Annotated in this window: 19 protein-coding genes and 1 tRNA gene; 4 read left to right on the top strand and 16 right to left on the bottom strand. The window is 32.4% G+C overall.

Features of this window, described 5'->3' with window-relative positions; all coding sequences use genetic code 11:
• Positions 1–22 precede the first annotated feature (22 nt).
• The 9 genes from hemN to amaB all read right to left on the bottom strand — a co-directional run bounded on the left by hemN (position 23) and on the right by amaB (position 12,068).
• A complete protein-coding gene (gene hemN / locus C4S29_RS01910) occupies positions 23–1,384 on the bottom strand; it encodes an oxygen-independent coproporphyrinogen III oxidase (protein WP_103912434.1) in 1,362 nt (453 codons plus the stop codon).
• A 261-nt stretch (positions 1,385–1,645) separates the two neighbouring features.
• A tRNA-Ala gene (locus tag C4S29_RS01905) sits at positions 1,646–1,719 on the bottom strand.
• A 243-nt stretch (positions 1,720–1,962) separates the two neighbouring features.
• The gene (locus tag C4S29_RS01900; RefSeq protein WP_103912433.1) at positions 1,963–3,372 is read right to left on the bottom strand and encodes a TolC family protein; all 1,410 of its coding nucleotides are present in this window, start codon (positions 3,370–3,372) and stop codon (positions 1,963–1,965) included.
• 16 nt (positions 3,373–3,388) lie between these two features.
• On the bottom strand, positions 3,389–6,538 hold the full coding sequence (locus C4S29_RS01895; RefSeq protein ID WP_103912432.1) for an efflux RND transporter permease subunit: 3,150 nt from the start codon (positions 6,536–6,538) through the stop codon (positions 3,389–3,391).
• The gene (locus C4S29_RS01890) at positions 6,538–7,764 is read right to left on the bottom strand and encodes an efflux RND transporter periplasmic adaptor subunit (RefSeq protein WP_103912431.1); all 1,227 of its coding nucleotides are present in this window, start codon (positions 7,762–7,764) and stop codon (positions 6,538–6,540) included. The genes C4S29_RS01895 and C4S29_RS01890 overlap by 1 nt, the downstream gene beginning before the upstream one ends.
• A gap of 172 nt (positions 7,765–7,936) precedes the next feature.
• A complete protein-coding gene (locus C4S29_RS01885; protein WP_103912430.1) occupies positions 7,937–8,413 on the bottom strand; it encodes a GbsR/MarR family transcriptional regulator in 477 nt (158 codons plus the stop codon).
• A 426-nt stretch (positions 8,414–8,839) separates the two neighbouring features.
• The gene (locus C4S29_RS01880; RefSeq protein WP_221405502.1) at positions 8,840–9,085 is read right to left on the bottom strand and encodes a DUF2007 domain-containing protein; all 246 of its coding nucleotides are present in this window, start codon (positions 9,083–9,085) and stop codon (positions 8,840–8,842) included.
• A 52-nt stretch (positions 9,086–9,137) separates the two neighbouring features.
• On the bottom strand, positions 9,138–10,472 hold the full coding sequence (gene lat, locus C4S29_RS01875; protein WP_103912428.1) for an L-lysine 6-transaminase: 1,335 nt from the start codon (positions 10,470–10,472) through the stop codon (positions 9,138–9,140).
• Positions 10,473–10,517: 45 nt separating this feature from the next.
• Positions 10,518–12,068 carry an L-piperidine-6-carboxylate dehydrogenase gene (gene amaB, locus C4S29_RS01870; protein WP_103912427.1) on the bottom strand — a complete coding sequence of 517 codons (1,551 nt, stop codon included), beginning with the start codon at positions 12,066–12,068 and terminating at the stop codon, positions 10,518–10,520.
• 485 nt (positions 12,069–12,553) lie between these two features.
• Here amaB and C4S29_RS01865 point away from each other — a divergent pair, with 485 nt between their 5' ends.
• Both C4S29_RS01865 and C4S29_RS01860 read left to right on the top strand, forming a co-directional pair.
• Positions 12,554–13,042, top strand: coding sequence for a hypothetical protein (locus C4S29_RS01865; RefSeq protein ID WP_103912426.1), 489 nt, complete (start codon positions 12,554–12,556; stop codon positions 13,040–13,042).
• A gap of 156 nt (positions 13,043–13,198) precedes the next feature.
• Positions 13,199–13,750 carry a hypothetical protein gene (locus C4S29_RS01860; RefSeq protein ID WP_103912425.1) on the top strand — a complete coding sequence of 184 codons (552 nt, stop codon included), beginning with the start codon at positions 13,199–13,201 and terminating at the stop codon, positions 13,748–13,750.
• 131 nt (positions 13,751–13,881) lie between these two features.
• On the opposite strand, the gene C4S29_RS01855 is transcribed toward C4S29_RS01860, so the two are convergent.
• The 3 genes from C4S29_RS01855 to C4S29_RS01845 all read right to left on the bottom strand — a co-directional run bounded on the left by C4S29_RS01855 (position 13,882) and on the right by C4S29_RS01845 (position 16,752).
• Positions 13,882–14,415 (bottom strand): GNAT family N-acetyltransferase, encoded by a 534-nt coding sequence (locus C4S29_RS01855; RefSeq protein WP_103912424.1) that lies wholly within the window; start codon positions 14,413–14,415, stop codon positions 13,882–13,884.
• A 15-nt stretch (positions 14,416–14,430) separates the two neighbouring features.
• Complete coding sequence (locus C4S29_RS01850; protein WP_103912423.1) at positions 14,431–16,188, bottom strand: discoidin domain-containing protein; 1,758 nt, start codon at positions 16,186–16,188, stop codon at positions 14,431–14,433.
• Between the two features lie 132 nt (positions 16,189–16,320).
• Positions 16,321–16,752: a hypothetical protein gene (locus tag C4S29_RS01845; RefSeq protein ID WP_103912422.1), complete on the bottom strand. Its 432-nt coding sequence runs from the start codon at positions 16,750–16,752 to the stop codon at positions 16,321–16,323.
• 247 nt (positions 16,753–16,999) lie between these two features.
• Between C4S29_RS01845 and yaaA the strand changes: the two genes are divergently transcribed.
• On the top strand, positions 17,000–17,758 hold the full coding sequence (gene yaaA / locus C4S29_RS01840) for a peroxide stress protein YaaA (protein ID WP_103912421.1): 759 nt from the start codon (positions 17,000–17,002) through the stop codon (positions 17,756–17,758).
• Positions 17,755–18,597 (top strand): peptide chain release factor N(5)-glutamine methyltransferase, encoded by an 843-nt coding sequence (prmC, locus tag C4S29_RS01835; protein WP_103912420.1) that lies wholly within the window; start codon positions 17,755–17,757, stop codon positions 18,595–18,597. Before yaaA ends, prmC begins: the two co-directional genes overlap by 4 nt.
• Positions 18,598–19,246: 649 nt before the next feature.
• Here prmC and C4S29_RS01830 read toward each other — a convergent pair.
• From C4S29_RS01830 to C4S29_RS01815, 4 genes are read right to left on the bottom strand one after another with little or no spacing between them, the layout of a single operon-like run.
• Entirely contained in the window at positions 19,247–19,903 is a 657-nt protein-coding gene (locus C4S29_RS01830; protein ID WP_103912419.1) for a rhomboid family intramembrane serine protease, read from the bottom strand.
• Positions 19,904–19,911: 8 nt separating this feature from the next.
• Entirely contained in the window at positions 19,912–22,506 is a 2,595-nt protein-coding gene (locus C4S29_RS01825) for a DNA gyrase/topoisomerase IV subunit A (RefSeq protein WP_103912418.1), read from the bottom strand.
• On the bottom strand, positions 22,503–22,994 hold the full coding sequence (locus C4S29_RS01820; protein ID WP_103912417.1) for a hypothetical protein: 492 nt from the start codon (positions 22,992–22,994) through the stop codon (positions 22,503–22,505). The genes C4S29_RS01825 and C4S29_RS01820 overlap by 4 nt, the downstream gene beginning before the upstream one ends.
• 10 nt (positions 22,995–23,004) lie before the next feature.
• Complete coding sequence (locus C4S29_RS01815) at positions 23,005–24,885, bottom strand: DNA topoisomerase IV subunit B (RefSeq protein WP_103912416.1); 1,881 nt, start codon at positions 24,883–24,885, stop codon at positions 23,005–23,007.
• Between the last annotated feature and the right edge of the window lie 300 nt (positions 24,886–25,185).

Below are 25,185 nucleotides of genomic sequence, written 5' to 3'. Positions count from 1 at the left end.
TGAAATACATTCTTAAAAACAACTAAACCGTCATAGAAAAAATGCGGGTTTCGGGTTTGTTTCTCAGCATTCTTAAATCAAAAGTCATGGCTACATTTCTAGTAAAAGCGCGGCCTTTTTCGGTGATTTTTATGTGGTTTTTTTCTATTTCAATTAAACCATCTGCTTCCATTTCCTTTAAATTTGCGATGGCATTTTCCAATTCTGGAAATTCTGTTTGTACATCCCAAGACGTTTCTAAGCGGCACATTAAATTTAAAATATGTTGGCGGATTTTTAAATCTTCTTCATTTAAAATATGACCTCTAAAAACCGGGATTTTTCCTTCTGCAACCCGTTTCTGATACTCATCAACTGATTTTTCATTCTGCGCAAAAGCATACCAAGAATCTGAAATTGCAGACATCCCGAGCCCAATCATCAGTTGGGTTTTGCTTGAAGAATAACCCATAAAATTACGGTGAATATCGCCAGATTTTAAAGATTGATACAAATCATCGTGTTCCAAAGAAAAATGATCCATCCCGACTTCTATATAGCCCAAATCTTCTAGCAACTGTTTACCATTTTCGTAGAGTTTTCTTTTTTCTTCCCCGCTTGGCAAATCATTTTCATCGAAACCTCTTTGTCCCACGCCTTTTATCCACGGCACATGCGCGTAAGAATAAAACGCCAAACGATCTGGTTTTAATTCTAAAGTCCGGTGAATGCTGTGTTTCATTTTTTCCCAAGTTTGGTGTGGCAATCCAAAAACCAAATCGTGAGAAATACTCTTGTAGCCAATTTCCCTCGCCCATTCGGTTACATTTTTCACATTTTCAAACGGTTGAATTCTATTAATGGCTTTTTGCACAATAGGATCATAATCTTGCACGCCAAAACTGCAACGTGTAAAACCTAAATCGAAAAGCGTTTGCAAATGCTCTTTTGTTGTATTATTTGGATGGCCTTCAAAACTAAATTCTTGGTTTTCAGCAATATCCACTTTTTCAAATAAGCCTTCTAATAATTTTTTTAGATTTGCCGGAGAGAAAAAAGTAGGCGTTCCACCGCCAAGATGCAATTCTTTTAATTTCGGTTTTTCATTAAATAATTTTAAATACAAATCCATTTCTTGTAGCACACTTTCCAAATAAGGCGTTTCTACAGAATGTTGTTTTGTAATCCTTTTATGACAGGCACAAAAAGTGCAAAGTGCTTCACAAAATGGCAAATGGATATATATGGAAATGCCTTCTTCGCTATTGCTTTCATTAAAAGATTTCACGACCGATTTTTGCCAGTCTTCACTGCTAAAAGCCGCTTCATCCCAATATGGAACGGTTGGGTATGACGTATATCTTGGCCCTGGAATATTGTATTTATTTACTAATGAAGTTTTCATCTCACAAAATTACGAAATATCTTGTGGTTTTAAAGGTGATAAAAGTTAGAAGAAAATAAAAATAAAAAATTTTAAATACATCCATCACAATAGATTTAGAAAAATAATTTGAAAACTAAGAAAATAAAGTGTAAAGCTTTGATTTTCAAATCTTATTTTTACTAAAACTAACTTTTTTAGATTTGAGATAAAAAAATTCAGACTATTAAATAAATATTTTTTAAGAAAAAAAGCGTTCCAAATAAATTGAAACGCTTTTTGTGGAGGATATCGGGATCGAACCGACCACCTTTAGACTGCCAGTCTAACGCTCTAGCCAGATGAGCTAATCCCCCAAAAATTGGTTTTGCAATAATAGAGAAAAAATGCTTTTGATGCAAAATTTATTTAAACTCAAAAAATGCCAGATTTTTAGATACAAAGAAGACAAAGTTATCGCTCAAGAAGTGCTTTTAAACACAAATACCACAAAGTTTTCTTGATGTGCTGCAAAAATTACTTCATAAATACCACAGAGGACACATGGCTTTGGTGGTATTTTTAATTAAAATTTATCATTTGTCAAACATCAATTGCAATTACTTCCAACCGCCGCCCAAAGCCCGATATAAATCGATATTGGCTTTCATTTTGGTGTATTGAGCGTTAGAAATGCTGAGTTTTGTATTTAATAAATTAACACTTGCATTGATGACTTCCAAATAATTGGCTAAACCATAATTTACCAATTGTTGACTATAATCTACTGATTTTCTGTAGGCTTCTTCTTCTTTTAATTTTAATGCAATGTAATCATCCTGTGATTTATAACGTTTCAAAGCATTCGACACTTCTTGTCCTGCATTGAGAAAGGTTTTTCTGAAATTAAGATAAGCAATCTGCTTGTTCGCCAAACTCACTTCATATTGTGTGCGGATTTGTCTTTTATTTAAAATCGGCTGCACCAAATTACCAACAATAGTGGCAAAAAGTGAATTCGCGCTAAAAAATTTATCAAAATCCACACTTTGAAATCCTCCATTTGCACTTAAACTAAAATTGGGATAAAACGATTTTTTGGCAGCATTCTTCAATTCAAACGCCGATACAAATTGAAATTCTGCTTGTGCAACATCTGGACGGTTGGCCAATAATTCAGACGAATATCCTATAGAAATATCTTTAGGAAATTTAGTCATTATGGAGTTGGCTCTTTCAATTTTTTGCGAAGGAACACCTAAAAGTAGGCTTGTTGCATTCTCTAAAATTTCAATTTGAGTATCTAAATCTACTAGCATTGCTTTGGCATTATAAACCAAGGCTTCACTTTGTTGAACGGCGACTTCGGTTAAAGTTCCGGCATTTTTTAAAGCTTTCGTAGTTTCAAGATTTTTAATTCTCAAATCTATGGTTTGATTGATGATGCGTTTTTGTTCATCTAAAGTTAAAAGTTGATAGTAATTGGCGGCGATATTGGCAACTAAATCACTTTTAATACTTTTATGCGCTTCCACTGTGCCGAGATAAGTAGCCAATTGTGCCCGCTTTTGCGCGCTTAATTTTCCCCAAACATCTATATCCCAATTCATATTCGTAGATAAATCACTAATATGATTATATTGTCTATTGCCAATAATTTGTCCGAAATTAGAATTTTCAGATTGTGTTTGAAATGTATAAGACGGCCCAACCGTTAACGTCGGTAAATAGGCTGCTTTAGATTGTTTCAGATAGGCTTGAGATATTAAAATATTTTGTACCGCCGTTCTCACGTCTAAATTATTTGCCAAAGCATTCTCAATATGTTTTTGCAAAATTGGATCAGTGAAAAAGTCTTTCCAAGAAATTTGTGCAATTGTAGAACTGTCTTTTGGCAGCAAATCTGTACGGAAGATATTGTCTTTAAATTCTGGCGATCGCACATATTTTTCTCGTGAAATACACGAAGTAAGCGATAATGCTACAAGTGCAAAGACGAAAAGTGATTTTATATTAAAACTGAATTTCATTTTATCTTTTTTAAAATTATTCGGCGAGGTTTAATTTTTCTCTTTTAATTGGTTTAATTTTTTCTTGAATGCTCTGAAAAATAACGAACAAAACCGGAATTGCAAACAAACCAAGAACAGTTCCTACAAACAAACCAGCCGCCGCACCTGTACCGATAGAGCGATTACCCACAGAACCAATACCATCTGCAAAAACCAAAGGCATCATCCCAAATATAAATGCGAATGAGGTCATTAAAATTGGTCTTAATCTCGCTTTTGCAGCATTAATGGCAGCCAAAGAAATACTTTCGCCGTGGTGTCTGCGCTGAACGGCAAATTCTACAATTAGTATGGCATTTTTAGCCAAAAGTCCGACAAGCATAATTAAAGCAATTTGGAAATAAATATTATTCTCTAAACCTGCCAAACTTTGCCCCATATATGCACCAAATACGCCTAATGGAAGAGAAATCACAACGGTAAGTGGAAGTATATAACTTTCATATTGCGCCGCCAAAATAAAATATACAAAGATTAAACTTAAAGCAAATATTAATGCTGTTTGCGAAGTAGAATTAATTTCTTCTCGCGAAAGCCCTGTAAATTGGATTGTGAAATTAGGAGGTAAAGTTTCTGCAGCGACTTCCTGTACCGCTTTAATAGCGTCTCCAGAACTAAAACCTGCGGCATTGCTTCCCGTCACTTTCACAGATGTAAATAAATTATATCTACTGATAGACTGTGGCCCAAAAGATTTATCAAAACTTACAAACTGAGACAAAGGCGCCATTGCACCAGAGGCTGTTTTTACTGAAATACTGCTTAAACTTTCGATGCTTTTTCTAATATCTGGCAAACCTTGCACAATTACTCTAAATTGTTTACCATATTTTGTGAAATCTGCCGCATAAACACCGCCTACATAACCTTGCATTGTTGCTAAAATATCATCCACAGAAACACCACTTTCTTTAGCTCTTGCAACATTAATAACTAAAGTATATTGCGGAAATTTAGTATTAAAAGAAGTTTGCGCAAATTCAATTTCTGGTCTTTTTAATAAGGCGTTTACAAACTTTTGTGTGTTTTTATCCAAAGCAGTCAAATCACCGCCAGATTTATCTAATAGTTGCAACTCAAAACCGGAACTAGAACCATATCCCGGGACAGAACCTGGCTGAAAAAACACCACTTTTGCACCCCCAGGAATTCCTGCTGCAACGCCAAATAATTTTTTAGTAATATTTTCAACCGATTGGTCTGGATGTTTTGCCCTTTCATTAAAATCATTTAATTTTAAAAATGCCAAAGCAGAATTACTACCATTTCCGGAGAGAAAACTACGTCCTGTTGCAATTGTCATTCCTTTCACGCCTGGAACTTTCACTGCCTTTTTTTGCAAATTTGCAATTACGGCATAAGTTCTTTCCATTGATGAACCTGCAGGAAGTTCAACATTTGCGAAGATAATACCACGGTCTTCTTTGGGTACAAAACCAGAAGGCATAGTAGAATTTGCCCACCAAAATAAAAGTCCAGCTGCACCGAAAATTATCAAAGTTACCCATTTGTGACGCAAAAGAAAAATAAATCCTTGCCCATATTTTCGGGTTGCAGTGTTGAAGCCAACATTAAACTTATAAAAGAATTTCTGAACAAAAGTTTTCTTTTGATATTCTTTATCGTGTTCATTTGCTTTCAAAAATAATGAACATAATACCGGACTTAAAGTTAACGCATTCACAGCAGAAATTAAGATGGCAATTATTAAAGTAACCCCAAACTGCTGATAAAAAACACCCGTAGGACCCGTAATAAAAGTAACAGGTATAAAAACTGCCGCCATCACTAAAGTAATCGAAATAATCGCACCTGTAATTTCATCCATTGCGCTAACGGTTGCTGTTTTCACATTGGTTATGCCGCTTTCTAATTTTGCGTGAACCGCCTCTACGACGACAATAGCATCATCTACCACAATCCCAATTGCTAACACCAAGGCAAAAAGCGTCAATAAATTTAAAGAGTAGCCGAATAAATTTAAAAAGAAAAATGTACCCACAATAGAAACCGGAACCGCAATTGCTGGAATTAAAGTAGAACGAAAATCTTGCAAAAAGATAAATACCACGATGAAAACCAAAATAAAGGCTTCAAATAAAGTTGTTAAAACTTTTGAAATAGAAGCATCTAAAAATTCATTAGTGTCAAAATTTACTACAAAATCTACACCTTGCGGAAAAGATTTTTTGGCTTCTGCTAAATTTATTTTAATATTGTTAATGATCTCCTGCGCATTAGAACCGGGTGTTTGAAAAATCCCCATACTCACAGAAGGATAGCCACTACTTCGGCCAATTCCTGAGTAAGAAAGCGCATCTAACTTTACAGAAGCGACATCTTTTAAACGAAGAAATTGTCCGTTTCCTAACGCTTTTAAAATAATATCATCGTATTGTCCCTGATCACTAAATTTTCCTTGATATGTGATGGTGTATTCAAAAGAACTTCCGCTATTAGAACCAATTTGTCCGGCCGCTGCTTCCCTACTTTGAGAATTGATTGCAGCAATAACATCGCTTGGCATTAAACCATAAGCCGACATTTTCGCAGGATCTAGCCAAATTCTCATGGCATAATTTTTCCCTCCAAAAACATTAGCGTCTCCTACTCCATTTATCCTCTTTAAATCGGGGATCACGTTAATATTCAAATAATTTTGCAGCCAAGTATCATCAAGGTTTTTATTTTTTGTAAAAAACGTGAGGTACATTAATGCGCTGCTGTTTTGCTTTTGGGTAATCACACCAGACCGTGTAACTTCACTAGGCAAAAGAGGTGTTGCACGCGCTACTTTATTTTGAACATTTACTGCCGCAATATCTGGATTTACACCTTGTTTAAAATAAACGGTAATTCCTGCAGAACCATCATTTCCTGCAGAAGATTCGATATAATCCATTCCTTCCACGCCATTTATTTGCTCTTCAAGCGGTATGATAACGCTTTTCATTACCGTTTCTGCATTCGCACCAGAATAGTTTGCAGAAACCCGAACCGTCGCGGGAGCAATATCCGGATACTGTGTTACAGGCAATTTAAGCAAGCCTAAAACACCTAAAATGACAATCATAATAGAAATTACGGTAGAAAGAACCGGTCTGTTTATAAAATTTTTAATCATTAAAAAATTGGTTTTATAGATTCTACCATTTCGTCCATTTTCATGGGTTGCTCTTTTATTTTTGTTCCAGATTTTAAACCTGTAAATCCAGATGCAATAATTTTATCACCTTTCTTTAAACCAGATTTTATGATTGCATAATTGTTTACTCTATCTTGCAATTTAATTACAGAATTGACTGCAGAATCTTTTTGAACTTTATAAACGTAAACCAAACCTTGCTCTTCGTAAGTTGATGCTTCAGGAATTACCAGTACATTATCATAATTTTTTGGCAATTTTATAACGCCGCTGTTTCCGTTGCTCAACAATTTATTGGCATTTGGAAATTTTACTTTAAACTGAATAGTTCCAGTTTGTGGATCTACTTGCCCTGTTACAGTTTCAATTCTTCCTTTTTCACCATACGCGCTTCCGTTGGCTAATTCTAAATCCACCATCGGCAAATTTTTCAGTTTTTCTGAAATTGTTGCACCTTCTGAATTTTCTAAAAAATCAAAATATTCTTTCTCATTCATTGTGAAATAAGCATAAATTTCGGACGTATCTGAAACGGTTGTAAGTGGTGTGGCATCTGAAGGACCAACTAAACTTCCAACTTTTAAAGGTAATTTGCCAACCGTTCCGCTTATTGGCGCACGAATTATAGAATAATCTACATTTGCAACCACGCCTTTATAATTGGCTTGCGCTTGCGATTTTGATGCTTCGGCTTGTAACTTTCCTGCTTTGGCTTGTTGCAATTGGGCATTTGCTTTTGCTAAATCTGCCATCGCAGTTTGCAACTGTACATTGCTGATAATATTTTTTTCTACCAAAGGTTTCAGTTTGTTCACTTCAACTTGGGCAGCATTTACGGAGGCTTGCGCCGCAGAAACATTGGCTTGTGATGCCGAAATGTTTGCTTGCGCGGCAGAAATTCCAGATTTTGCTGCGGCCGCATTTTCAGATAAAACATTAGTTTCTAATCTGAACAATGGTTGCCCTTTTGTCACTCTTTGCCCTTCTGCAACTAAAACTTGAGTAATATAACCCTGAATTTTTGCTCTTACATCATTATTCGTTTTCCCCTGAATGCTAGCGGGAAAACTTTGGTAAGCCGTCAAATTTTTAGTTTCAACTTGCACTACAGGAAAGGTTTTCGGTCCCATATCCTTCGGCGCATCTTTTTTCTTACAAGATGTGATGCTTAAGAAAGCAAGAAATAATATTGAGTAAAATTTCATATAGAGTTATTTATTTTTTTTTATGGATATATGTTATCGCCTATTTTACTATTTTTCTTAAATGAGAGTTTCGATGGCGATTGCATATAGAGTTATTTATTTTTTTTATGGATATATGTTATCGCCTATTTTACTATTTTTCTTAAATGAGAGTTTCGATGGCGATTGCATATTATTGATATAATTTTTTTATTGTTTCGCTAAAACTGTTAATATTGCTGTTTAATAGGTCGATGTAAATATCTAATTTGTTAATGTAAATATTATTTTTTTCATCATTTGATTCATTTTTTTTTAATGCTTTCAAATCTTCCAAAATATCTAATTCTTTATATAATTTTTCAATCAAACTACTGAAGCGAATTTTTACGTAGTCGGGGTTTAAAATAAAGTATCTTTTTCTTTCATCTATTTTGTTTAAAACCGTTATGTGCTCATTTTGTAAAAGTAACTGCAAACTACAAGAAACTGAACTTTTACTGGCTTTTAAAACATCTACAAGTTCTTCAAAGGAAAAACCCTGCATATCAAAATCAAAAATTAAGTAAGCATAAATTTTTGCAGCCAAAGGCGGCAAATGGTAATTTTCAGTATAAAAATTAACCAATTTATGAAAAAGTGCGTCGTCTATATTTAATGGTTTATTCATTCTAAATATTTCGAAATGCAAATATATATTTTTGGTTTGTAACAAACCGAACCAAATTTTTAATAATTTATTTTAACTATTGAAAATGTAGCAAATTTTTAGTTTTAGCAGAATAAAAGCATTATATCGAAATTATCTATTCTTTCCATAAAACCTACAAATACAAACAGATCGCGATCAATATTTTATATAATTTTGTCATTAAAATTACTTTAAAAAATTGAACTCCTTACGGAGTTCTTTTTCAATATTGTTCATTTTTTCCACAAAGATATTGCTCCTACGGAGCATTTTTATTTTTCGGAAAAATCAAAGATAAAATGGTATTACTAATATTTTAAAATCCTGAACTTTTTGCTAAGCAAAATTTAATTCACAAAAAAAGGAAACTTTTTATAGTTTCCTTTAGATTTTATAATTTAGAAGTTACTTGGTAATCTCCAAATCGGTTTCTTTAATATAATCATCAATAATTTTAAAAGCCTCTTGTTCGTCTTTTAAACTTACCATAACTCTCATATTGGTTGCAGTAGGCGTTGTTAAAAAAGTAAGATATGAATTTTCTATAGTTGCCGTTATATTTTGCTCTTCTAATTTAGATTTTATTAATTGTAATTCTTGCTGTTTCGTACTTTCAAAAACCGAAACTCTCGTCATCTTTTCCATTATCATTTTATTAAATTAGATACAAATTTACAAAAAAAAATAAATAATTGGAAGTTCTTTACATTTTTTGCAACACTTTTGCAATTATATCTAGTGCCTTTTGCAAATCCTCTTTCGAAACATTAAGGTGTGGGCGAAAGCGAATACTTTGCGTTCCACATGTTAAAACGATAAGCTGATTTTTATATAATTCTTTTTGCAATGCATTTCTCAATTCTGGCGTTGGTAAATCAAAAGCACACATTAAACCTCTTCCGCGGGCATTTGAAATTAAATAAGGGAAATTTTGTTCAATTTTAATTAAACCATCTAAAAGAAAAACGCCCATATTTCTAGCATTTTCTACTAAATTTTCTTTTTCTATCACTTCTAAAATCAATTGTAAACGCAACATATCTGCCCAGTTTCCCCCAAAAGTGGAATTGATCCTAGAACTTTCTCGAAAAACATTATTTGGGATTTCATCTAATTTTTCTTTATTGGCCAAAACTCCACAAACTTGCGTTTTTTTACCAAAAGAAATTAGATCTGGTGCAACGCTAAAATGTTCATAAGCCCACATTTTTCCTGTTAAACCAACGCCAGTTTGCACTTCATCAAATATCAAAAGAATTTCATTATCATCGCATATTTTGCGCAATTCTACAAAAAATTCATCTCTGAAATGATTATCGCCGCCTTCTGCTTGAATTGGTTCAATAATTAAACAAGCGACTTCATTTTGATGCGTTAAAATGGCTTCTTCAATATGCAACAGAGCCAATCTTTCTTCTTTTACGGTATGTTCTAAATTTTCATCTGTTAAAGGAAAATGCAGTTTCGGATTGATAATTCTTGGCCATGGAAATTTCGGAAAATATTCATATTTACGCGGATCGGCTGTGTTTGTTAATGATAAAGTGTAACCGCTTCTTCCGTGGAACGCTTGCTTAAAATGAATACAAACGCCCGCTTCTTTGTTAATATCTTTTTCGAAATTTTTTCTTGTTTTCCAGTCAAACGCCGCTTTCATCGCATTTTCAACAGCCAGAGCACCACCAGAAACGAAGAAACAATATTGCAATTCTTTTGGAATAGCCACGCGTTCAAAAACTTCCATAAAATCTGCAAATTCCTGAGAATAAACATCTGCTAAAGTTGGCTTATTTACGGATAATTTTCCCAACCAATCTGATTTTTCCATCACATAAGGATGGTTGTATCCGATTGCTGTGGACGCAAACATGGAAAACATATCTAAATACTCGCTTTGCGTAACACTGTCGAAAATGTAGGAACCATGAGATTTTTCAAAATCCATTATAAAATCAAAACCATCGGCAAGCATGTGGCGAGAGAGTGTTTTTTTTACGTTATTGGTTATTTCTGGTTTTGAGGCTATTGCGTCGTTCATATTTTTAGATTTTTGTTTGTTTTGAAAATTTTTAAACTTTAAAAATTAAATATCAAATTTAATTCCCTGTGCAAGCGGCAAATTATCTGTGTAATTAATGGTATTTGTTTGGCGTCTCATGTAATATTTCCACGCATCAGAACCGCTTTCACGTCCACCACCGGTTTCTTTTTCTCCACCAAAAGCGCCGCCAATTTCTGCGCCAGAAGTTCCTATATTTACATTTGCAATCCCACAATCGGAACCGGAAGCGGATAAAAATGCTTCGGCTTCTTTTAAATTATTGGTCATAATTGCAGAAGACAAACCTTGAGGAACGTCGTTCTGTAAAGCAATTGCTTCCTCTAAAGTTTTGTATTTAATTAAATAAAGAATTGGCGCAAAAGTTTCGTGTTGCACCACTTCATAAGAATTTTCAACTTCCGCGATGCATGGTTTGACATAACAGCCGGATTCATAATTTTCACCTTCCAAGACGCCACCTTCAACGATGAAATTTCCGCCTTCATTTTTACATTTTTCTATTGATGCTAAATATTGATTCACAGAATCTTTGTCGATTAAAGGTCCAACGTGGTTGTTTTCATTTAAAGGATCACCAATTTTTAATTGTCCGTATGCTTTTACCAAACGGTTTTTCACTTCTTCATAAACTTCTTCGTGAATAATTAATCGTCTTGTGGAAGTACATCTTTGTCCGCAAGTGCCGACTGCGCCGAAAACTGCGCCGATAATCGACATATCTAAATCTGCATCTTTTGAAATAATTATTGCATTGTTTCCACCCAATTCTAAAATCGATTTTCCGAATCTGTTGGCAACGGTTGCAGAAACTTCCCTTCCAACTTTCGTAGAACCTGTGAACGAAACTAGGTTTATATTTTTATCAGACGTCATTTTTTTACCAATTTCGTGGCTTCCAACCAATAAATTAGAAATTCCTTCCGGATAATTATTTTCTTTTAAAACTTCAGCGATAATATTTTGACAAGCAACACCGCAAAGCGCCGCTTTTTCTGAGGGTTTCCAAATGGTTACATTTCCGCAAATCCAGGCAAGCGCAGTATTCCAAGACCAAACTGCAACCGGAAAATTAAAGGCGGAAATAATTCCGACAATTCCTAATGGATGATATTGTTCGTACATTCTATGTCCAGGACGTTCGGAATGCATTGTAGAACCTTGCAACTGTCGCGACAATCCAACTGCGAAATCACAAATATCTATCATTTCCTGAACTTCGCCGAGACCTTCCTGCAAAGATTTTCCCATTTCGTAGGAAACCAATTTGCCTAAATCTTCTTTTTTCTCTCTTAATTTATTTCCAAATTGGCGCACTAATTCACCTCTTTTCGGTGCTGGAACTTTTCTAAATTCTAAAAAAGCAGCTTTTGCTTTTTCTAAAACTTGGTCATAATCTTCCAAACTAGAACTTTGCACTTTTGCAATTAATTTTCCGTTTGTTGGTGAGAAACTTTCTATGGTTTCACCGTTTGCGAAAAATTCAGAACCGGTTGAAGAACCTTTATTTTCTGAATGAATACCTAAATTTTTTAATACAATTTCCATATCTGAATAATGCGAAGTTTGGGCCATTTTTTTTGTTTTGGTTTCTTGCTAAGTTAAATATTATATGACAACTAAGCAACTTACAAGGCTATTTTCACAAATATTAAGTAAAATTATTCGTAAAAAATTTACACTGAAAATATGGTTTTTATAAAAGTATTGATTAAAAGTTTTAGTGGCACTTTTTTAAAATAAAGTTTATAAAAATCAAAAACAAATAAGTTTTAAAATGTTAAAAAAGTGTTAAATTTAAAAGCAATGTTTTTATATTAAAGTCAATTTCAAATCTTAAATTTGTTTAAATTTGAGACCAGAAATTAAATCTAATGGAAAAAATCCAAAAAAAGGCAAAAATGAAAGACTGAAATCTTGGTTTAAAAAAGCAGGAATTGCTGGCGTAATTTTTTTACTTTAAAAGGTTTGCTTTGGCTGGCTGTGATTTATTTTGGTGCGGATTTTTTGAATGGATGTAAAGGATAAATAAATATTAAAAATGCAAAAAATTAAAAATAATGAAGTCAAAATTTACAATTAAAGCATTTTTACCAATAATTTTATTATTTCCTTTTGTTTATTTAATATTTTTACTTTTACCGATTGTTTTAAAAGAAAACACAGGTTATGACGATAAAATATTTGTAATTTTATTTCCAATATTTTTAATATTTATTGTTGTAATTCTATTTTACGGTGAGATTAGAACAAAATTTATCATTGTTGAAATTAACAAATACGAAATAAAGGTTAAAAAATTTTTAGGACTTTTCACCAAATCTTATAAAGTAAATGAAATCCAAGGCTGGAAATATTCCCATCTGGCATCAAAAGATAGAATTTATGAATATTTATACATCTATAAAAATGGCAAGAAAATAATTAAAATCAGTCAGTTTTATCATGCAAATTATTCTAAATTAAAAAATCAAATTCAACAAAATTTCAAAAATTTAGGATATGAAAAATTTTCATTTAAAGACGAATTTAAAGAATTTTTTAAATAATTTTTTTTAAAAGTTTTGCTTTGGCTGGCTGTGATTTATTTTGGTGCGGATTTTTTGAATGGGTGTGGGAAATAACATTACAATTTATCTCACTACTTTTAATAAAAAAAGTAAAAATGTTTAAAAGTTTAATCAAAATTCTATAAAAATTATCTCATGAATTTAGCACTAAAAATATTACAAGAGTCGAAAGAAAAGGGAAAATATCTTAGTATTTGGAATTATAATGATGATGAAAAATTTTGGTTTGGTAAAATTCTAAATTTTACAGAAGAAATTGTTGTTCTTCAACATTTCACAAAATATGGAAAAAAAGATGGTTTGCTAATATTACAAATTTGTGATATTAAAGCCATAGATTTTGATGACGAATACACGAATGCGATGAAATTAGTTATTGAAAATTCTGAAAAACTTGCTACAGAAGATGAATTTAAATTTGATTTTTATGATAATGAAAATTGGAAATTCATTCTATTAAATCAATTAAAGTTTAAAACAGAAATAATAACAAGTATTGAAATTGAAAATGATTATTTCACAGGCTTTATTAAAGATGTAGATGAAGAAAACTTTGTGATAAACTTAGTAGGTTCTTTAGGACAAGATGAAGGTAATTCAATTTACAAAATAGAAGACTTAAAAAGTTTTAGGGTAAATGATATTGATAATAGAAAAAGATTATTACTTTATAATTCAAGGAAATAGATTATTAATTAAATATAAAGATTTTAATTTTATCAATTTATTTATCAATAAAATAAATGCTCGCGCCACCAAAAAGAATTAATTTTCTTTTGTTTTAAGCAAAAAAATACTTCCAGATAAAGGGAAATAATTTATCTATTCAAAAAATCTTTTTTATAAATCCGATACAAAAAATTCGTTCGTGGTTCTTCCCCAAAATAAGCCACTTCAATTTCATCTAACTTTTTTGCGCCCAATTTTTCCATCGCTCTTTGAGACCGAAAATTTTCATTTCCAACATGGAAATTTACAAAATCTACATACTGAAAAATATAATCGAGCATTAATTTTTTCACTTGAGAATTATAATTTTTGCCCCAATATTTTTTGCCATAAAAAGTATAGCCAATGAAAATGCTATTTTCTTCTGCATTATAATCGTAATAACGCGTGCTTCCAATTATTTCATTTGTTGCTTTATCAATGATAACAAACGCGCCTTGGCTTTGCATTGCTCCATCAAAAAAATTTTCAAAAACATCTCTTTTGTAGCGGTTTTTGTTGGGATGTTGGCTCCAAACTTCTTCGTCTGCGGCTTGTGAAAATAGGTCTTCAAAATCATTTTTAAACAATGGTTTTATAATAATATTTTCGTTGGATAATTCCTGCTGGATTGAAAAATTCATTGCTAAAATTTTTAATTATTTGGTTTCTTTTATTTCACTTCTCGCAGAAATTCCGTTATTATTAAAGGCTTCGATTTGAAAATAATAAGCATCTGAAGCGTCTGCGCCAGTGAAAAAATAATCGTTTTTTTGGTAAACCATAATGCTTCCATATAATTTGTCTGGCGATTTTCCAAAATAAATATTATAGCCATCTGCATCGGGATTTTGCTGCCATTTTAGCCAAACACTTCTTCGCTCTCCTACTTTGCCTGGCGGTGTTCTGAGCGGAAAAAAATTCTGAACTGGCTCAGGTTTTTCTCCAGAACCTTTCCCAAAAACACGGAAACCACTTAACGCAAATTTTCCTGTAGGCATTTTTAAATTTTCCATTTTAAGAAATCTGGCTTTCGCAGGTTTTTCTAATTCGATATAATCGTGCGGAACATCGGTTTGGTTTTTACTTTTATCAATTAAAATTTTCCAATGTTTGCCATCATTAGAACTGTAAATTTTATACTGGTGCATTTTTCCTAAAGTTTTGCCCATAAATTCTGCATCTTGATCGGCGTAATTTATTTGTATAGCGTTAATTGTAGAAATTTCTCCCAAATCGGTTTGAAACCATTCTCCAGTGTTTCCTGTTTTTGCAGACCAATAGGTTTTAATATCTTCATCAACGGCTAAATTTGGCTGGTAACTTTCCAAAGTGCTAGAAACTTGTACGGGTTTGTCATAATTTAATAACATCCAACCGGCAAATAATCCTTTTGTAAAATCTTTTCCTTTTGCATATTCTGGCAAAAAGGTGGGATAATCGCCAAACGACGTATTGCAATACATGACATCGTCTTTATCAAAACCAGCAGGCCAAATGCCGATACGTCTTTCAAAATTATTTTTTACATTAATTACTATTGTAGAAACATGCCAAAATTCGCCAAAATTATCCTCGAAAGTTGAACCATGACCTGCACCTCTTGCAAAACCACCAGGTTTATAAGAAAACGGATTATTTTTTTGATATTCAAAACCTTCCAGCGGATCTTTGCTCACATAAACACCATCTGCATAGCCGCTAAATTCGGTTGCTGGTGCGCCATATTGCAAATAATATTTTCCATTATGCTCCGTCATCCAAGCGCCTTCTATGAACGGTTGCATGAAGGTATTGTCATTATATTCGCCAAATCTTTCCCAACCGTGTTCTTCTGGATGCAATTTTACAACAGGTTTCACATAACCTTCAGATTGCATGGTTTTCATATTTATTTTCGTTCCCAAAAGTGGCCATTCATTGCTCGATCCCCAATATAAATAGAGTTTATTTTTCGCTTCGTCATAATGAAATGCAGGATCCCAAGCGCCGACTTTTAAAGTATCTACTGCTATTTTCCAATCGTCTTTTGTGGGATTTGTAGAACTACAAATGGGGAAATCTGATTTCCACGTAGAACCATAAACATAAAGTGTGTCTTTCATTTTCCAAACTGCAGGCGCGTTTAGATCGTGGATATATTTTTTGTCTCGCAAAAATTTTCTGTGAATAAATTTCCAATTTAGCATATCACTACTCCACCAATATCCTTCTTGGTTTGTAGAAAATAAAAAATAATTATTTTTAAAATTTACAATTACAGGATCTGCCGTTGTGCGGTGTTTTCCTTGCGTTGAAAAAACTTCAAAAGGTGTATAGCCGTAATCAATATTAATGGGATTGCAATAGGTTTTTTGTTGGGAAAAAAGTAAAATGCTAAAAAACATTAAGCAATAAACCACCACTTTTTGAAACATAATTTTTTTTTAAAATTAATTTTTAAAGATATAAATTCTTTCTGATACTTTATTTTAAAATAAAAAAAAGCCGAGTAAAAAACTCGGCTAATGAAAAACATTGAAAATACTTTGTCAAGATTTTCAAACAATTTAATTTAATAGAATTCCTTGGTTTAGTTTTACCAATTTAGCAGAAGCAACTGAAGGCATTGTATAAACTTCCGCTTTTGCGCGTGTGTTCACAATTTTTTTCAAATAATCTAAAGATTTAGCTTCGTTAATGTCGATATCGTTTAATTCATAAACATGAACGGCATTGTGATTCGCAAAAATTTGTTTTGCTATTTTTAATTGGTCTTCATTTTTTATCGCCACACTTGTGATCAATTTATCATTATCAGTTGGGATAAATTTCGGTGTTCTACCACCAAATAATCTTTCCCAAAGATTTTCTTCGTGTTTCGTTTCTTTGTTAATATATACGATGTAATCTTCATTAGCAAAACCAAAATTTTCTAAATCTGTTGCTAAATTTTTCGCTTCTTTTTGTGTAGGAAATAACCCTATTATTATTGTTGTCATATTTTTATTTTTTTATCATTTTTCAGTGTGCAAATTTACAGCCAAAAAAATGAATATTTTGTTAATATTTATTTATTTAACAAATTATTGATAAAAATCATAGATTTTATTATGTATGTCATAATTGAACAAACGTTTAATTTTTAAATAAAACCCTTCAAATATTTTGAAATTTTAGACTAGTTTTAACAATTAATTTCAGTAAATTGAGTAACTTGCCATAAAGTCAAAATACTAAATTTTAAAAATGAAAATCATCAGTTCGCCGGCAAAATTAATGAAGATATATTCTATAAATTCGCCTTTAAGAAGCACAACTGCGAAATTTATAACCGAGGCAGAATTAATTCAAAAATATCTAAAACCAAAAACGCCCAAATATTTATCGGAATTAATGGAAATATCGCAAAAATTAGCAGACGAAAACTGGCAAAGAAATCAGGTTTGGACACCAAAACCATCTGCAAATAAAAGTTCGCAAGCGCTCTATGCCTTTAATGGCGAAGTTTACAAAGGTTTGGATGCAGAAACTTTGGATGAAAACGCTACAAAATATCTACAAAAAAATTTCCGAATAATTTCTGGTTTATATGGTTTGCTTCGTCCTTCAGACCGAATTATGCCTTACAGATTGGAAATGGGCCGAAATTTTAAATTCGAAAAAAATAAAAACCTCTACTCTTTTTGGCAAGAAAAAATTACAAACGAATTAAAATCTGAATTAAAAAAAGATGAAATCTTGCTTAATTTGGCAAGTCATGAATATTTCAAAGCAGTGGACCAAGCAGAATTGAAAAACCACATTGTGAATGTAGAATTTAAGGAAATAAGAAACGGAAAACCAAAAACAATCGTGGTTTACACGAAACACGCGAGAGGATTATTGGCTAGATTTTGCGCTGAAACAAATGCCAAAAAATTGAATGATGTGAAAGCTTTTAATGCAGATCATTATTTATTTGATGAAAAACTTTCTACTAAAACGAACTTGGTTTTCACCCGATGAAACTAGAAAAATTAAAATTGCTTTTTTTTGAAAATCTTTCTAAAATTTACTCAATTTCAGAAATAAGTACATTATTTGATATTTTTTCAGCGGAAATTTTAGGTTTAACAAAAATTGAAAGTCGGCAAAAATTATCCGAAACTATTTCAGAATCTGAAGAAATAAAATTTTTAAATGCTTTAAATCAACTCAAAAACGAAATTCCGTACCAATATATTTTGGGCGAAGCAGAATTTTTCGGTCTAAAATTTAATGTATCAAAAGAAGTTTTAATTCCTCGGCCAGAAACTGAAGAATTAGTAGAGTTTGCGATTCAAAAAATTCAAAGTTTAAATTCTGAAAATTTCAAAATTTTAGATATTGGCACGGGAAGTGGGATTATCCCAATAATTTTAAAAAAAAATTTTCCGCAAGCAGAAATTTCTGCCATAGATTTTTCAGATAAAGCATTAAAAATTGCTAAGGAAAATGCCGAAAAACATCAAGCCGAAATCCATTTTATTTTTCAGGATTATTTGCATTCAGAATTAACTGAAAAATACGATGTTATTATTTCTAATCCGCCTTACATCGGGATTGACGAAGAATCAGAAATTGAAAATTCTGTGAAAAATACTGAGCCAAAAATGGCGCTATTCTCTCCTAGCACAGATTCGTTGGTCTTTTACAGGAAAATTGCGAAGGATGCAGAAAAATATTTAACAGAAAACGGTCAAATTTTTCTAGAAATTAATCAGAAATTAGGAGCAGAAACCTTGGATTTATTTCGAAATTTCTCGCATTCAGAACTAGTGAAAGATATTTCTGGGAATGACCGTTTTATTTGGGTACAAAAATAATTTTAAAATACGCTGGTTTTATAATTTGAAAATATTTTGGATATTTTTATAACTATTTTCAAAAATTAAATTATTAGTTATATAATTTTGTCATTAAAATTACTTTAAAAGATTGAGCTCCTACGGAGTTCTTTTTCAATATTGTTCATTTTTTCTACAAAGATATTGCTCCTACGGAGCATTTTTATTTTCGGAAAATTCAAAGATAAAATGGTATTATTTTTTTTTGGATGTCCGCTTTCAACCATAATGCTAATTTTTAACGTGAAAAACGCAAAGATTTTTATTGATTCTCTGTCTAAATCATGTTTTTAAGGTCGCAAATCGAAGAATCATCAATTCCTCTAAAACTATTATAAAAACATTGATAAAGGCGTTTGACTTCGTCGAATCTTTGATTTCGCTTAACAAAGTCGTTAAAAAATAAAAAATATTTATGATGAATGACGGACATACAGAAATTTTTTTGAAATTTTAAAATTGAAAGAAAATTTTAGTTCGTATTATTTTGAAATATCTACTTCCCTTCGAACAAAACTATGCATTATAATTTTAGCCCCGGTTGCAACGGCATACCCGCTTCAGCGGGATATAGTGGAAAACGGGACTCAACTTCGAAGAAATGAAAAACGTGTTGCTCCTAAAAATTTTAATTAATTTTTTTCTGTATAAAAACTACATAAAGCATATAAAGTAATGGAATTGCCATTATGAATAAATATACGCTGTTTTGAATGGCAGCGGCGGGTTCGATGGCGATTACGTAAAGCAAACCAAAACCTGCACCGCCTAAATGCGCGGCGTGCCCAATATTGTCATTTGCGCGCGGATTGAGCATGGAATAAACGGAATATCCAAAATATCCGAGGCCGAAAAGATAGCCAGGAATGTCGATTGGAATGAAGAAAAATTGTATGCCTAAAAACGGAAACATACCAATTGCTGCAAATAAAATCCCAGAAACGCCGCCACTCGCGCCGATTGCGGAATACCAAGATTGACTTTTATAGAGATAAAGTGAAAACACATTTCCTAAAATAATGGAGCCAAAATAAATGAGCAAAAAGCCTAAAACGCCAAAGTATTGCAAAACTATAGGACCAAAAAAATACAAAGTCAACATATTAAAAATCAGATGCATAGGATCTGCGTGCAAAAAACCTGCAGAAACCAAACGCACATATTCTTTGTTTCTTAAAATGGCGCCTACATTGAATTTATATTTTTCAAAAATATGTAGATTTTGCCAGCCGTAATAACTGAAAATTGCGGTTGCGGCGATAATAAGTAATAAAATGCTATTCATAATTTTTTTTATTCTTCCTCAAAAAGTGAACCGATGGTGCCATCTTCTGGAAATTCTTCATCTTTTGAATCTTGCTCCTGATCTTCGGGATTTTCTTCTTCGTCTATATCTGCAGAAAAATCTTCAACTGGTTCAGGAATTTCTAGATTAATTAATTTTATTTTATCTTTTGTAAGTTGATTGCCGAGTGCTTTTATACCTTTTACAGAAATAAATTCATCGATATTAATAATTTCGTTTTCCTTTTCTTTTCCTTTTTCTTTTACAAAAACCAATTCTGCTGTTGCATTTGGTTCTGTTATAACCATTTCAACAAAAGATTTTGGATGTTCTGATGGAAAGAAACTTTGAACGTTTGGTGAATTTTCTAACAAAAATCTTTTAAGGAAATAAATGTTTTTTTCGCCGTCATAATAAATGCAGGAAAGCGGTTGCTCGGGTTTCCATTTTTCTAAAATTAGATAATCATCATCAAAACGGTTTTGTAAATCAAAGGAAATTAGTTTGGCTTCTCCTTGGGAATTAATAATTAAAATTTTATCATCTCCTTTAAAAGTGCCGAGCAAATTGCCTCGCGCGTCTGCATTTAAGCGTCTTACAGTATCATCAAACCAAATTTTGCGCGGCGCTAAAGTAGAATGGCCTTTTTCTTTTAGATCTATTTTCTTTACGGCGTATTTCGTTACCAAATTTCCTTTGGAGTTTCGGCCTTTTATGGCTAATTCCGAAAAATCTATTTCAATTTTATTTTTCCGAACTCTGGCGTTTGGTTTTAATAAAACACTTACCAATTCTGCTTCACCGTTTGGATTGGCAGAAAAATAAAGGATTTCTGAACCTTTTGTTTCTGAAGCAAGGAAATATTCTGTATTTCTTGTGATAGAAGTCACTGCAAAGCGCTTCATATAATATGGCCCAGTTTTTCCTTCGCGGTAGATCATATTATAAATGGTTCTTTTGTCCCCTTTTTTAAAAATGCCAACGTGAAGTAAATCTTTACCTACGAAAGTTTTCGCATCTACTTTTACCACTTGCATTACGCCGTCTTTTCGGAAGATAATAATATCATCAATATCGGAGCAATCAAATAAATATTGGTCTTTTTTGAGCGAAGTTCCGATAAATCCTTCTTCAAAATTTGCGTAGAATTTTTCGTTTGCAACTGCTACTTTTGAAGCATCAATGGTTTCAAATAATCGCAATTCTGTTTTTCGTTCCCGATTTTTGCCATATTTTTTCTGAATATTTTCAAAATAGGAAATGGCGTAAGCCGTTAAATTTGCCAAATGGTGTTTTACTTGTTCCATTTTCGCTTCCAAAGCAAGGATATTTTCTATTGCTTTATCTTGGTCATAACGGGAAATTCGCATGAACGGCAATTCCGTTAATTTTATAATATCTTCTATTTTTACTTCTCGTAAAAGGTTTTTAGTAAAAGGTTTTAAGGCATTTCCAACTGCAGTGTAAACTTCTTCTTTTGATGCTCTATTTTTTATTTCCTGATAAATTTCGTTTTCAATAAAAATCTTTTCTAAACTTGCAAAATGCCATTTTTCTTGCAATTCATTTAGTTCAATTTCTAATTCGCGTTGCAATAATTCACGCGTAAATTCCGTATTTCTGCGTAAAATTTCTGAAACAGAAAGAAACATTGGTTTATTTCCGACAATCACACATGCATTTGGCGAGATTGAAATTTCGCAATCTGTAAATGCATAGAGTGCATCTATCGTTTTGTCTGGCGAAACATCATTATTCAAATAAATATTAATTTCAACAACATCCGACGTGTTGTCTTCGATTTTTTTTATTTTTATTTTGCCTTTTTCATTGGCTTTTATGATGCTGTCTATTAAATCTCCTGTATTTTTGCCAAAAGGTAATTCAGTAATGCAAAGGGTATGTTTATCTTTTTGGATAATTCTGGCTCTGGTGCGCAGTCTTCCACCTCTTTCACCGTCATTATAATTAGAAACATCGAGCAAACCACCAGTTAAAAAATCAGGAAACAATTCAAATTTTTTACCTTTTAAATGTGCAATGGAAGCATTAATTAATTCGTTAAAATTATGTGGCATAATCTTCGTAGAAAGTCCAACGCCTATTCCTTCTACACCTTGTGCAAGTAACAATGGAAATTTCACGGGCAAATCTACGGGCTCATTATTTCTTCCATCATAAGATTTCGACCATTCTGTAGTTTTAGGGTTAAAAACAACTTCTAACGCAAAAGGCGTCAATCGTGCTTCGATATATCTCGCTGCTGCGGCAGAATCGCCGGTATAAATATTTCCCCAGTTTCCTTGCGTATCTATTAAAATATCTTTTTGCCCAATTTGCACCATTGCATCGGTAATAGAAGCATCACCGTGCGGATGGTATTTCATGGTATTTCCGACTATATTGGCCACTTTATTGTAGCGACCATCTTCTAACTCGCGCATAGAATGCATTATTCTACGTTGCACAGGTTTGAAACCATCAAAAATAGATGGAATAGCGCGGTCTAAAATTACATAGGAAGCATAATCTAAAAACCAATCTTGGTAGAGCCCAGAAACTTTTTTTAAACTATCTTCTTCGTGAGAAATATCTTCTGTCATTGCGTTTGTTCGGATTTTTCTATTAGGCGATTTTGCTTAATTACTTTATTTAATGAAAATTTTAAATCATTAATTTCTTTTTTTGTAAGGTATGAAATTTCATATTTTAAAATAATTGAATGTGATTTTTTGCTTGAAATAGTGAGGTAAAGTCTTTTGATTAGGCCAAAATTAACGATTTCAAATTTTAATACTTTATATTTTGGGAATTCATCATTTACTACTTTTCTTAAAAAAGGAATTATACTTCTATTCTTAAGGTTTAATGCTTCGCCATCACTGTCATACTCAAAAATCTGCTTACCCATAAGCAAGAAAACAACTAATAACGAAATTGGTATAATTAACAACAAATATTGCTCATTTCCTAAAATATTAAATCTAAATATTTCTAATAAAAAAAGAATAACTCCCAATCCTACGATTAAGTTCAAAAATGTAAGAAAAAAATTGTAAAGCGGTGCTTTGTTTCTGTTGCTTAATCTCATAAATTATTTTTTATTTTTCGAGAATTGCAACTTCCTTCTTATCTAAAATGCTTTCTTCTATCACCAAATTATCTAAAATAAATAATTGACGATCAGGCGTATTTTTTCCCATATAAAATTCTAAAAGATTTTCTATGGTTGTGTCTTTTCCTAAAACGACAGGTTCTAAACGAATGTCTTTGCCAATGAAATGTTTAAATTCATCTGGTGAAATTTCTCCCAAACCTTTAAAACGGGTAATTTCAGGGTTTTTACCGAGTTCATCTAACGCTTTAACTCTTTCTTCTTCCGAATAACAATATCTAGTTTCCTTTTTATTTCTAACCCGGAAAAGTGGCGTTTGTAAAATATAAAGATGTCCGTTTTTAATTAAATCTGGAAAAAATTGAAGGAAAAATGTAATTAGAAGCAAACGAATATGCATTCCATCAACATCTGCATCAGTTGCGATTACAACGTGGTTGTAGCGTAAATCTTCTAAAGAATTTTCAATATTTAATGCCGCTTGCAATAAATTAAATTCCTCATTTTCATAAACCACTTTCTTTGTCATGCCGTAGCAATTTAAAGGTTTTCCTTTAAGACTAAAAACGGCCTGTGTTTCTACATCACGCGATTTTGTAATCGAACCAGAAGCAGAATCTCCTTCGGTAATGAAAATGGTAGATTCCGATTTTCTTACGGCTTTTTGATCGCTGTAATGTTGTCTGCAATCACGCAATTTTTTATTGTGAAGCGATACTTTTTTAGCGCGTTCTCTTGCTAATTTTTGAATGCCCGAAAGTTCTTTTCTTTCTCTTTCAGAAATGATAATTTTTCTATTGATGGCTTCTGCAACTTCTGGATTTTTATGTAAAAAATTATCCAGTTTAGATTTCATAAAATCAATCACAAAAGTCCGGACGGTTTGTTTGCCAGGTTCCATTTCGTTTGAACCGAGTTTGGTTTTCGTTTGAGATTCGAAAACAGGTTCAACCACTTTGATAGCAACTGCGGCTATAATTGATTTCCGAATATCTGCCGCTTCAAAGTTTTTATTAAAAAATTCACGAATCGTTTTCACATACGCTTCACGAAAAGCGTTGAGATGGGTTCCACCCTGAGTTGTATTTTGTCCGTTTACGAAAGAAAAATAGGTCTCAGATTGCGACTTATCTGAATGTGTAATGGCAACTTCAATATCTTCATCTTTTAAATGAATAATTGGATAAAGCGTTTCTTCTTCAATTTCCTCCGTCAATAAATCTTTTAAACCATTTTCGCTAAAAAAAGTTTCACCATTAAAAGTTAATTTTAAACCCGGATTGAGATAGGCGTAATTTTTAAGCATTTTCTCAATATATTCCTTGCGGAATTTGAAATGTGTGAAAATCGTAGCGTCTGGTACAAAAGTTATTTCAGTTCCATTTTTTTCTGTGGATTTCTCAATTTTAGAGTCTTCAGTTATTAAACCTTTAGAAAATTCGGCAATTTTTACTTCGCCTTCGCGAACTGATTTCACGCGAAAATAATCCGAAAGTGCATTTACGGCTTTTGTTCCGACACCATTTAAACCAACTGATTTTTTAAAGGCTTTAGAATCGTATTTACCACCCGTATTCATTTTTGAAACGGCGTCAACCACTTTCCCCAAAGGAATTCCACGGCCATAATCTCGGATGCTGATTTTACCTTCATCCAATTTTATTTCGACTTTTTTACCGGCTTTCATCACAAATTCGTCAATGGAATTATCGATGATTTCCTTGATTAAAATGTAAATACCATCGTCTGCTGAAGATCCGTCGCCGAGTTTCCCAATGTACATTCCGGGACGAATGCGGATGTGCTCCTGCCAATCCAGTGATCGTATGTTGTCTTCGGTATATTGCGTCTGTATATTTTCGCTCATTAATTTTTTTAGAAAATTTTATTAAAAAATCCAAAACTTCGGATTCTCACAAAAATAGGAAATCCATTTTAAATTCTGAAATATAATTTTGATATAAATTGTAGCGAGTTTCTTTTGACCACAAAGACACCAATATTTTTTGCATTAAAGGTTTAATGTACACGTTTTAAAAAAAAATCTACGAAAATCTGTGTGAAAAGAATGGCTCACTGATTTCACAGATTTCCACAGATCTATAGATTTAAAATCTAAACTTTGTCAAGATACAATAACGCTTCAAAGATTTTGACAAAGTGAAAG

The organism is Halpernia humi (assembly GCF_900108025.1).
In the GTDB taxonomy this organism is placed as follows: domain Bacteria; phylum Bacteroidota; class Bacteroidia; order Flavobacteriales; family Weeksellaceae; genus Halpernia; species Halpernia humi.
Note: the sequence above shows the minus strand (reverse complement) of the source record. Positions and strands in the feature narration are given on the sequence as shown.